This is a genomic window from Helicobacter apodemus, assembly GCF_000765745.2.
Lineage (GTDB): Bacteria > Campylobacterota > Campylobacteria > Campylobacterales > Helicobacteraceae > Helicobacter_D > Helicobacter_D apodemus.
Map to the genome: position 1 here is coordinate 1 of NZ_JRPC02000136.1, position 335 is coordinate 335.

General features: G+C 29.3%; 1 protein-coding gene. It reads left to right on the top strand.

The genetic code is table 11. The features are described from left to right. Positions 1-335 (top strand): ATP-binding domain-containing protein (locus LS72_RS10635; RefSeq protein WP_194145629.1); only part of this gene is annotated, 335 nt, incomplete at both ends.

The window sequence follows — 335 nt, forward strand, 5'->3', positions numbered from 1 at the left end:
GGTAAATTAATGATTGTCTTTAAATATATTAACTTAGATATTCCAAAGCTTATAAAGGAACTAAGAGATTTAAGCGTTCCATCAAAAGAAGCTGATTTTATCCTCACTACAGGACATAAATCAAAAGGACTAGAGTGGGAATGTGTAGAGATAATGGATGATTTTATAGACTTAAAAGATATTGCTTCCAACAAAAAAGAAACTATTGTTGCTAAAGAGGAACTTAATCTTTTGTATGTAGCTATCACAAGAGCTACGCAAACACTCTATTTAAACGAGAAGTATTTGTTGGATTTAGATTTTATTAAAACAATGAAAAAATGGATAGTGTTTGA